This window comes from Paenibacillus sp. J31R109 (assembly GCF_059692055.1).
Window position 1 is genome coordinate 28,061 of record NZ_JCAUAR010000014.1, and the last position, 12,072, is coordinate 40,132.

The 12,072-nt window shown below is 46.2% G+C and carries 7 protein-coding genes; 6 read left to right on the top strand and 1 reads right to left on the bottom strand.

Going from position 1 to position 12,072, the window contains the following annotated elements; genetic code table 11:
* Positions 1-47 precede the first annotated feature (47 nt).
* On the bottom strand, positions 48-1,142 hold the full coding sequence (locus AC58QT_RS26655; RefSeq protein WP_497411656.1) for a Gfo/Idh/MocA family protein: 1,095 nt from the start codon (positions 1,140-1,142) through the stop codon (positions 48-50).
* Between the two features lie 303 nt (positions 1,143-1,445).
* Here AC58QT_RS26655 and AC58QT_RS26660 point away from each other — a divergent pair, with 303 nt between their 5' ends.
* The 6 genes from AC58QT_RS26660 (at position 1,446) to AC58QT_RS26685 (ending at position 11,290) form a co-directional block, all read left to right on the top strand.
* Entirely contained in the window at positions 1,446-3,467 is a 2,022-nt protein-coding gene (locus AC58QT_RS26660; RefSeq protein ID WP_497411657.1) for a beta-galactosidase, read from the top strand.
* Between the two features lie 24 nt (positions 3,468-3,491).
* Entirely contained in the window at positions 3,492-4,574 is a 1,083-nt protein-coding gene (locus tag AC58QT_RS26665) for a glycoside hydrolase family 172 protein (RefSeq protein WP_497411658.1), read from the top strand.
* A gap of 71 nt (positions 4,575-4,645) precedes the next feature.
* On the top strand, positions 4,646-7,135 hold the full coding sequence (locus tag AC58QT_RS26670; protein ID WP_497411659.1) for a beta-mannosidase: 2,490 nt from the start codon (positions 4,646-4,648) through the stop codon (positions 7,133-7,135).
* A 28-nt stretch (positions 7,136-7,163) separates the two neighbouring features.
* Entirely contained in the window at positions 7,164-9,176 is a 2,013-nt protein-coding gene (locus AC58QT_RS26675) for a beta-galactosidase (protein ID WP_497411660.1), read from the top strand.
* Between the two features lie 191 nt (positions 9,177-9,367).
* Complete coding sequence (locus AC58QT_RS26680) at positions 9,368-9,616, top strand: hypothetical protein (protein ID WP_497411661.1); 249 nt, start codon at positions 9,368-9,370, stop codon at positions 9,614-9,616.
* Positions 9,617-10,288: 672 nt separating this feature from the next.
* Positions 10,289-11,290 (top strand): hypothetical protein, encoded by a 1,002-nt coding sequence (locus tag AC58QT_RS26685; protein ID WP_497411662.1) that lies wholly within the window; start codon positions 10,289-10,291, stop codon positions 11,288-11,290.
* The last annotated feature ends 782 nt before the right edge of the window (positions 11,291-12,072 follow it).

Genomic DNA, 12,072 nt, shown 5'->3' on the forward strand with positions numbered 1-12,072 from the left:
GAAATAATGTGCTTCGTTTTTTTCTGTGAATTCTCCAGCATTCTGAGTCAAGATTCATTAATTGTTGCCAGAGTGTCCTCCGGTGTTGTCCGATAAGCTTCAAATAGCTTCGCAATTTCCAGGGAATCCTCCAATGTTCCTTTTTGAGGCGGCTGTCCAGATAGAATGCTTTCACAAAAATGGAGCACTTCCGGAACGTAACCAAGCATGAATATGTTTTTGTTATATAATTGCCCTAATGAAAATTCAGGCTCCCAATATAGCGGTGCCTCATCGTCCTCAACCAGATAGGAAGCGGTTCTACCATACGGTCTAGCACTTTTCGTTTTGCGATAATAGGTTAATTTTACGCCATTCTCCAGAACCACGTTGGCTCCTTGGCCGAAGACCTCAAGCCGTTCGAGCGGAGAGCTGCGAGCAATGCCAGGAGCCATATGCAACGTGCCGATCGCACCAGATAAGAAGCGCAGATTAGTTACTGAGCTGCCGTTTACAGGCTCCCACTGATACGATATTGTGCCGATTTTGCCCATTAAATAATGAAGAATAGAACCGGGATGGTAGATGTGATCCAGAAAACTTGTTACGTTGTTGAGGTCAGCTCGCTCGGAAAAAGGCGGCATCGATTGCGGATATTTGATGGAGATCGATGTCGGTGTACCAAATTCAGGAGAGCTGATGATCTGTTTAATTTTCTCGACGCCTGGGAAAAACTGTTTCTTTAGTCCAGTCATCACGAAATATCCACTATCCCTGCTTGCTTGAATCAGCTGATGCACCTCATCACTGCTAGCGGCTGTAGGTTTTTCCATCCACACGTGAATGCCTGCACGCAAAGCGTCCATTGCAATATCGGTTGCTTGCACACGCCCATCTGGCGTATAGCTTGTAACGATAAAGACGGCGTCCGGTTTCTCCTTTGCGAACATCAGCTTATAATCGGTGTAAGTCGCATTCGCACCAAACTGACGCGCATAAGCCATGGCCCGATCCCCATTCGTGTCACATATGGCGACCAGATCTACCGGCGCATATTGCAGCGTAGGGTAAATGTTCCGGAACGAGTGTCCACCTGCCCCGATAAAACAAATGCGCAGCTTTTGCTCAAATTCGAAGTTATATTGCACGGGTGAAAAATTCATCGCACTCTCTCCGATCGTTAAACATAATATCGTGATATTCAACCTAGTTGAATTAGCGTAATTATATATCCACCTCACCAATGTGGCAAGAGCGATTTTTACTGTCCAACATTCACTACCTCATGAGGTGGGGGGTGTTTTTTTATGTAATGCGAGGGGATAACCTGACCATAACAATGCAAATCGTTCGATCCCCATATTGGTGGGTACTGAGCAACTTGTTATGATGGAAGAGTATAGTTTGAATGTTGAGATAATGAACAAGCCTAATGACTGAACGATTGACTGGGAGGAGCTTTACCGATGACGTGGAGAAGAGAGAAGATGGGGCAAATTTTGTACGGCGCGGATTATTATCCCGAACAATGGCCAGAAGAAGTATGGCTCGAAGATATGAAGTTGATGAAAGAGGCGGGGGTCAACATCGTACGTCTCGGCATTTTTGCTTGGGCGTCGATTCAGCCAGAAGAACACCGATTTGAGTTTGGATGGCTGGACCGGATCATGGATTTGCTCGCAGAGAACGGAATCGCCGTGCATTTGGCTACAGCGACGGCATCACCTCCAGCCTGGTTGACCCATCGATATCCCGAGACCATGAACGTGGATGTCAACGGTCATCCGTACCGTCACGGTTCGAGGCAGCATTACAGTCCGGCTAGTAAGGTGTTCAGACAGTACTGCGCTGATCTTGTACGCAAGATTGCCGAACGGTACAAGAACCACCCGGCGCTGTTCATGTGGCATATCAATAATGAACACGGCGGTCATTTGCAGAAAGACTACACGCCGGATGCAATCACGGGTTTTCGCGAGTGGCTGCAACGACGTTACGGAACGCTAGATGAATTGAACGATCAGTGGGGAACGGCGTTCTGGAGCCAGAAGTATTCCGATTGGGAGGAGATCGGGCCGCCTAGCACGACGCCGATCGCCTTCTGTAATCCTGGTCAGGAGTTAGATTTTACGCGTTTCATGAATGATTGCCTACTAGAGCTGTATTTGAATGAATACCGGATACTCCGGGAAGTGACGCCAGACGTGCCGATTCTCGCCAGCTTCATGATGGAGTTCAAATGGTTGAACTACTACGAGTGGGCCAAGCATATGGACGTCGTAGGCTTGGATACGTATCCCGATCCGAGACTGGGTATTCCCGTTAGCCAAGCGATGGATTTCGACATGCTGCGCAGCATGAAGGACGGTCAGCCATACTTGTTGATGGAACAGGTGACGACCCAAGTGAACTGGAGGCGGAACAACGCCCAGAAAAAACCGGGGCAGATGCGTCTGTGGAGTTATCAGTCCATTGCCCGAGGCGGCGATGGCATTCTGTTTTTTCAATGGAGGCAGTCAAAAGCAGGAGCAGAAAAATTCCATGGTGCGCTGGTTCCCCATTCCGGCGATGTCAACAGTCGCGTTTACCGCGAGGTGCGGCAGCTGGGGGAAGAACTCCAACGTCTGGAAGCGGTCGTCGGCTCCAGGATCAAGGCCCGAACAGCAATTCTGTTCGACTATGAGAACTGGTGGGCGGTGGAAATGGCGGGCAAACCGAGCGCCGACATCCGCTACCGTGAGCAGGTCATGAAGTATTATACGGCGCTGCACGAATTGAACGTTGCCGTAGACATTGTGCAGCCGCACTCGGATCTGAGCGGATACGACCTGGTGCTTGCACCGACGCTCTATATGATCGATGCTGAAACAGCAGATCGGTTGGAGCGCTTCGTCGAGAGCGGCGGGACGTTGCTGACGACCTTCTGGAGCGGTATGGTTGACCGGAACGACCGCATTCATCTCGGCGGATATCCGGCTCCTCTTCGTAAGCTGCTCGGTATCCACGTAGAAGAGTTCGATCCGTTCACACCGGAGCAAACTTCAAGTCTCCACATGGTCGATCCCGATTGTTCGGGAGACTATTCGTGCAGCTTGTGGGCTGATATTATCCGGTTGGAAGGAGCAAAAGCACTTGGCGTGTTTACCACGGATTACTACGAAGGATATCCTGCGGTCACTGAGAACGCTTACGGTAAGGGCAGCGCACTCTATGTTGGCATGTTTCCGGAGCAGAAGCTCGCGGATAAGCTGATTCGTCATCTTGCTGAGAGGTTGGATTTGCTCCCGGATATCCTGGTGCCTTCTGGCGTGGAGACTTCAGTTCGCGAGGACAACGGAAAATCTTATCAATTTGTGCTCAATCACCTAGAACACCCCGTCGTGATTGATTTGAAAGGCAGATCTTGCGTCGATCTCATCACGGGACGTTCGTTTGCGGAACGGATCGAGCTGGAATCGTATGACGTTGCCATTTTGGAGTGGAAATAGATTATTTATAAGGAGCTGGAAGACATGAATTCATTCAACGGATTGGATATGGGATTGGGCAATTTGTCACGCCTGTCGAACGCGGTGACAAGATCGATTAGCCCCGAGAACTTTACGGGTGCCAAAGGTCAAGGAGCTATGGCGACGGAAGGGACTGGAGCCGCTGGCGCGCGCGATCTCGGCATCGGTTGGAAGGTTTCCCCTTCTGTGGAAATCGAACCAGGTGTGGAATTCACGATGGGAGAAATCCAAGGTCCTGGCGCGATTCAGCATATTTGGCTTACCAGTCATCCCAATGGATGGCGAAACCTGATTTTCCGGTTTTACTGGGATGGCGAGGAGCACCCTTCGGTCGAAGTGCCCGTGTGTGACTTCTTCTGCAACGGCTGGGTGGAGAGGGCGAACGTGAATTCACTCCCGATCGCCGTCAATCCGGCTGGCGGCTTTAATAGCTATTGGCAAATGCCGTTCCGCAAGAACGCCAAAATTACGATGGAGAACAAGAACGACAACCCTGCAATCCTATATTACCAAATCGATTATACGCTGACGGATGTGCCAGAGGACGCGGCTTACTTCCATGCGCAATGGCGCCGAAGCCATCCAGTGGCCTACAAGGACGTACACACGATTATTGACGGCATCCAAGGCAAGGGCCATTTTGTGGGCACCTATTTGGCCTGGCAGGTCAACAACTGTGGATGGTGGGGAGAAGGAGAAATCAAGTTCTACATGGACGGCGATAACGAATTTCCAACGATCTGCGGAACGGGGACGGAGGATTATTTCGGCGGTGCCTGGAACTGGGAGCAGCCGGCTGGCTCATACTGTACGTATTCGACGGCATATCTGGGCATGCACCAAGCGATCAAACCGGACGGCTTATATCGCAGTCAGCAACGGTTTGGCATGTATCGTTGGCATGTTTTGGACCCGATTCGCTTTGAAAACGACCTGAAAGTAACGATTCAAGATCTCGGCTGGCGTGCGGACCGAAGGTATCTGCCGCAGCAAAGCGACATTGCGTCGACAGCGTTCTGGTATCAAGATGAGCCGCATGCCCCGTTCCCTAGCCTTCCGGATAATGATGAGCGAGAAGTTAAATAATTAGATTTTCCAAGAGAGGGCGTCAATTTCATGACGTCCCCTTTTTAAATCAGCGAGGAGTATAACCAAACATGAAGATTTTTAACTTAAACGGTACTTGGCAAATGCGGAATTGTTCCACGGATGCGATGGGGAAATCGTACGCTGCTGCCATCCCTGGATCAGTGCTGCGTACTCTTTTGGATAATGCCGCAATCGAAGATCCTTATTACCGAGACAACGTGGATCCGACATTGGAGCTATTGAGAGATGATTATGAGTTTTCTCGCTTTTTTGAGGTAAATCGGGAATTATTAATCGCTAATAAGGTGGAGCTGGTCTGTGAAGGACTGGACACCTTGGCTGAAATTTACATCAACGGGCATCGATTAGCCGAGACGGATAATATGCATCGAACTTATCTATTCGATGTTAAGTCATTGCTGAGAGAAGGCGACAACGAGCTGCGGATTACTTTCCGATCTGCCATTGAATACGCGAAGCGGCGTGAGGCAGAGAATCCCATCTGGGCAACTACGACAGGCCCGGCGCCAGGATTCAATCAGATTCGCAAAGCCCATTATATGTTTGGTTGGGACTGGGGACCGGTTCTGCCCGATTCGGGGATTTGGAGGTCCATCTATCTTCGAAGTTATGACGTGGGCTTCGTTCAGGACATTTACGTAACGCAGAAACACGAACCCGGTAGTGTCCGGTTGGATATAGACGTTTCAAGCCAAATCCTATCCGCCGTTACGGAGGATCTGGGTATCGAAGTGGAAGTCTTCGCACCAAACGGGGAAGTCCTTGAACGGAAATCGCACGAAGTAATTTCCAAAACGAAGGTATTCATCGAAATCCAAAATCCAGAGTTATGGTGGCCCAACGGCTATGGGGCGCAACCCTTGTATACTGTAGTGGTAAAGCTGACCCAAAAGGATGTTGTCATCCATGAAAAACGACAGACTTTAGGTCTTCGCACTATCACTTGGCGAGTAGAACCCGACGCTTATGGGAAATCTTTTGAAGTCGTCGTCAACGGGGATGCCCTATTCGCTATGGGTGCTAATTATATCCCTCAACATAACATCTTGAGCCTTCGTAACCGTGATCGTACGGAGAAGTTGATACGAGACTGCGTAGACGCTAATTTTAATATGCTTCGCGTTTGGGGCGGCGGATTTTTTGAGGATGATTACTTCTACGATTTATGCGATGAAAAAGGGATTTTGATTTGGCAAGACCTGCTGTTCGCTTGCGCGGCCTACGAAATGACGGAGGCGTTCGAAACTAATATCGTTCACGAAACGATTGATAATGTGAAGAGGTTGCGACACCATGCTTCTCTTGCGATGTGGTGCGGCAATAACGAAATGGAGTGGGCATGGGCGGACTGGAATATTCCTAGCACAGATGCCTTGCGAGCCGATTATTTGAAACAGTTTGAGGTCGTTTTACCTGCGGTCGTGCGCGAACATGATCCGAATACATTCTACTGGCTTGCATCTCCGTCGTCGGGAGGCGGATTCGATAAGCCGAACGAAGCGACGGAAGGAGACGTCCATTATTGGGACGTATGGCACGGTACGAAGCCGTTTACAGATTATCGCAAATATGATTTTAGATTTTGCTCAGAGTTCGGATTCCAATCCCTTCCATGTATGAAAACGATCGAATCCTTTACGTTGCCGGAAGATCGCAACATGCTGAGTTACGTCATGGAGAAACATCAGAACCACTTTGAAGCGAATGGGAAAATTTTGAACTATGTAGCTCAAATGTTTCAATATCCGTCGACGTTGGATGGACTCGTGTATGTGTCTCAGCTTGTGCAAGCAGACGCTATTCGCTATGGGGTCGAATTTTGGCGTCAAAACCGGGGAATCAGCATGGGGTCGCTCTACTGGCAGCTTAACGATTGTTGGCCAGTGACATCGTGGTCTAGCATCGATTCCTTCGGGAGATGGAAGGCGCTGCATTATTATGCGAAGCGGTTTCATACCCCCGTCCTACTCTCTGCGCGAGAGGAAGGGACTTCCGTTAAGTTATACTTGACCAATGATTCCAGGGAAGAGATACGGGGTACCGTCACTTGGGAGTTAAGGGATCACCGGAACGGCATTGTGAAATCGGGTCAAGTAGCCGCATCGGTTTCGGCTCTATCGGCAAGTTGTTTGGAAGAGCTCGACTTTGCGGAAGAGGTAACAACGGTATGGCATAAGCGAACGCACTACTTATCGTTTGCCTTCCTACTTGAGGGTGCTTCCGTGGGCGAAGCAGAGAGCAGAGGAGCTGTTTTATTCGTTAGGCCGAAGCATTTTGTATTTGAGGATCCTCGGTTCGCATGGACGGTGAAAGAAACGGATGGAGCGTTCGTAGTTGAAATCAAAGCAGCTGCTTTCGCCAAAGCGGTTGAGTTATTATTGGCCAACGCGGATAGCCGCCCGAATGATAACTATTTTGATTTATCATCTGGCGAGAATAGACGCATCATTTTCCCAAAAGAGTTGATATCGGAAAAGATGGACGTAACGACGTTTCAATCTCAACTAACCATTCGAAGCCTGTTCGATATTCAGTAATAATTAACGAAGAGATGGAGGAAACAATATGTATTTTGGTGCGTGTTATTATCCGGAACACTGGCCGGAGGAGCGTTGGGAGAAGGACGCTAGACTCATGCAGGAGGCAAGGTTTAATGTCATTCGGTTGGCTGAGTTTGCTTGGGGTAAATTAGAGCCGACTGAAGGGGAGTTCGATTTCTCGTGGCTCGACCGCGCGATGAATGTCATGCGCCAATATGGGATCAAATTTGTACTCGGCACGCCTACGGCAGGTCCACCGAAGTGGCTGATGGATCGATATGATGCCTATCAGCGAGATGTGTACGGGCAAGTAAGAGGCTTCGGGACAAGAAAGCATTATTGCATGAACCATCCAGATTTCCACCGCTGTACAGAGCGCATTGTTACACAGATGGCCCAGCACTATGGCTCGTTACCGGATGTGATCGGCTGGCAGATCGACAATGAATTCGGCGTATGCGATACGGCACGCTGCTACTGTGATCATTGCCTTCAGGCTTTCAAAGTTTGGCTTCAGCAAAAGTATGGTACGATTGATGCGGTTAATGAAGCATGGGGGACGGTTTTCTCCAGCCAAATGTATCGCTCTTGGGACGAACTGCATCTGCCTACCTATGCCGTGCATCAGCACCACAGCCCAGGTCTGGCGATCGACTACCGCCGTTTTGCATCAGATTCGATTGTCGACTATCAGCGCCTACAACTTCAAATCCTCCGGAAGTACGCGCCTAGTCATCTGATTACAACGAACACGATGGGCAAGTTCAATCAACTTGACCACTATGACCTTAACAAAGAATTAGATTTGTGCGCGCTGGATGTGTACCCGAATATGAAATCGGATCCCAAGGCTCGTCCTTCCTACATGGCGGAGCAACTTGATATAACGAGAGGGTTCAAAGGAGGACAGAACTTTTGGATAACAGAGCACCAAAGCGGTTCGCCAGGAGCGGTCGTGTTGTATCCGACACCCGTGCCGGGTGAGATTCGTAGATGGACGTATCAATCCATAGCCCACGGTGCGGATGCGATCATGTATTTCCGCTTTCGAACGCTTCCGTATTCGATCGAAAATCTATGGCATGGCATTTTGCAGCATCATGGCGAGCCTGGGCGGAAGTTCGAAGAGGTAAAGCAGATCGGGCAGGAGCTGGAGCAATTAGCACCGCTGCTCGCAGGTACTTCCCCGCAAGCTAAAGTTGCCATGATTCGCTGCTTTGACAATGAGTGGTCCTTAGAGCTGCAGCCTCATATGGAAGGGTATGAATATATCAAGCATTTCGAGACGTACTATAACTACTTCTACGATCGCGGCATTACGGTGGATATTGTATCTCCTGAAGCTAGCTTTGGGGATTACGAGCTGCTTGTTGCCCCTAATTTAATGATGGCTAAAGACGAAACGGTCCAATCGCTGTACCGTTACGTGGAAGAGGGCGGCTGCTTGATCATGGATTTCCGCTCAGGTGCGAAGGAAATGAGCAACCAGATTACACAAAAGCGTTTACCAGGCGCATTTCGAGATTTACTTGGCATCGGCATTGAAGACTATGGGATCATCGAAGCAAGTCAGCAGATCGGCATGCGAGATTTGAAAAGCGGAGAAGTAAGTGCTGCGAAGAAATGGTATGAAGTCATTGATGTTCTAGCGCTTGAACCGGCTGCGCAGCCCATGGCGGTGTACACGGATGGTTATTATCGCGAAACGCCTGCAGCCACTAGAAGAACATACGGAAAGGGCAGTGCCATCTACCTGGGAACGGCTCCTGAGAAGGAGGGTTTATACGGAATACTCGAACAGCTTGTTGATGAGCTGCAAGTTAAACCGCTAATAGGCGATCTGCCTGAAGGTGTCGAAGCTGTTGTTAGAAAAGAAGCGGGAGCTGGAGGGCGCGAGCTGCTCTTTGTGATCAATCACCTGTTTATGGCGGCAACAGTTACACTAAACAATAAGTACCGAGATGCATGGACGAATGAGCAGGTTAGTGGACCCATTGAATTAGCAGCACAAGATGTGCGGGTTTTGCTCAAAACATGAGGAACAGACGAAACCTATGCTTTGATGTCAGCATTAACCAGTGAAGGAGTAGTAGTATCTCAAACCAAATTGAATCCCAAAGCAGAGGGTGCGGGATTATCGATACATGAAACGGTTTTGGACCTTATACGCCATGTTGGTTCCTGGAGTCCTTTATTTTATAGCATTTAAGTATGTGCCTGCCGACGATCATGCTTCTATTGCTACTAAAGATAGGGCAAATTCTAGATCTCAGCTTTGAGCAAATTTACGTCTTCCTTAATCCGATAACTTACGGTGTTGGGGATGTCATCGATACGTATGCCTATCGCGAAGGGATCCTTAAGACCAAGTATAGCTTTACAACAGCAATCGGCTTGTTCAAATCGGTCGTGGGCTTCGGATTACTGATCATTGTTAATCGTATTAGCCGAAGTACGACGGGAGAGCGGCTATTTTAGCAGAGGAGATCCCATACGATGCGACACCGTTCAACTATCGGAGAACGAGTATTTGATACACTAAAATATACCGTCTTACTGTTGGCCTGTGCTGCCGTTGTGCTGCCTATCCTCTTATGATAGATTATAAAATTGTCTTTGAGAACTCAGTATTCTGGCGATCATTCGGCATTACAGTCTTCGTTGTCATCGTCGGCACAGGTAAAGCTATGTATAAGAATAGAGATGATATTTCTGAAATATCCAAATGAGACATCCTACTTTGTAGAAGCTAACAAAGAACATAAATTTTATATTGTGACTAAAGACCTTACTACTTAGGTCTTTTTTTCGCCAGCAGAATATTCAAACAAATAAGTAGGGCTTTAAGGCTGCAGTTCACTGATGCGGACGAATTTGACAGCTCGTCCATGGCGGATAGGAAGAAGATGCCCATAGTACTTGTACCGGAATTAATCGAGTATTTTAAGCGGAGTGGACTGCCTGTCGAGATTTTAACTGTCGACCACAAGATCAGTGAGCGCGTGGGGTGTTTCCATAAGTGAGAAAATTGTATCGTTACTAGGCACAGACAAGGCATTTGCTTTACGAGGTTCTGTATTTAATTTAGGGAACTCTCGTATAGTTTTTATTTTAAGCACAGCTCATTGAGCTAAGTAGGCGGAGGGGACTATGAAAATATTGCCTTTGGGTAATTCAATAATTGACAGTTATTCCTCATTTGCAAACTTTTTGTCGATAATAGATACTTATCCAAATAGTAAACCTTGGGTATTAAGTCGTTTTATTCAATTGTGGACGTTTGAATACAATCCTTCGAATTTTTATTCTTTAGAAATTAAATATTCTGATCGTCTACATTTTGTAGAAAATGTAATCCCCTTCTATGATACGAGTAAAATTCCACGAGAGCTTTTGCTAAAAAAATGGGGGGATTTCACAGAGTTTGTTATTGAGGCTATAAATTTAGATTATTACATATATTTTGTAGGAAATGAGTATTATCTCCCGGCATCCGGAAAGTATGGAAATAAATATTTTCCTCATCCTACGTTTATTTATGGATACGATTTGGAAAGCCAACGAATAAATCATGCAGGGTCATTAAAGGACGGTTATTATACACACACAACAGCTACTTTTGAAGAAATAGATAATTGTTTTAATAGTATATCTAATGATCACGATTACTTTAAAGGAGTATTATTACATAAATCTAAAAGTTTGGAAGATATTCAGTTAGATCAAATCGGTTTCAATGTTAACTTAGTCAAGCAACAACTTATTGACTACTTATATCCAAAAGATGATGGCTCAAAGATTTTTGGTATTCTAGTTTACAGAAATGTTCTTGAGAAGCTTAACGAATATAAAAGTGGTTCTTCTGATTTTGTGGATATTCGGCCCTTCCACACATTTTGGGAACACAAAAAAGTTATGTGTATGAGAATAGATTATATGATTACTCATGGTCATTTAATTGATAATGATAAATATTTATATGATAATTTTATTGGACTTACAAGAAAGTTTTTAATTTTAAGAAATTTAGTATTGAAGTTTAAACTCACTACTAATAAAAGTTTAATTGATAGAATTATTTCTAATTTGGAAGATTTAATGCGAATTGAAAATATACTCTTGAAACTGTTAATAAAAAATATACTGGTATAAAAAAAGTGAATTGATACTTAGGATGGATAATTGTTACAGCTATCGTAGCGTTATATGTCAGTCAATAGACGGAGTTAGTTGTCCACGGTTTGACGGGAATATTGATGTTTTGAAAGGCTAACATAAATCTCCTCGGACAGCACTAGGATTTTGATAGCTACGCTGAAATGCTCAATAGCAACAAGCCAATGAAATAGAAATGATTACTTTATGAAAGTTGTTTTGAATAGCCTTCTGCTTATTCTAATATTTGCTATTAGAAAGTGTTTCTATACGAATGTATAAATTAATAATTGCGGTTATTCATTATAATTATATTTGAATTCATCTATTTCGTTTAAACCTTGAAGGTTTTGTGCCATTCAAGGTTTTCTTTTTTTTACCGTTGTTTCGCCAACAAACGCAAATAACCTCAGTGAGTATGAGTGGCGGCAAGCTCACCACCCAGTGCCGAACGAACCCATCAATTCACCGATTACACACCGAATCCATGTAATACTTCTAAACAATTTGATGACGACCAGTTGACATATACATCGGATGATAAATATGCTACTGCCAACGGCTTCAATGTTCCCAACAATCACTTAGACCTGAAAAAAGATGCTTGGCCGAAATATTCAATGGCTTGGAATTACTTTGTGTATTGCTGTGCACACACAGTTCTCTTCTAATGTAATAACCATTAGAGTTTGTGCTTCTGACCGCAGCACAAACAACACAGGGGCCTGCACAGCTCTGGAATTCCACCATTTGCAATGACAATAGATAGCTTTGGACAG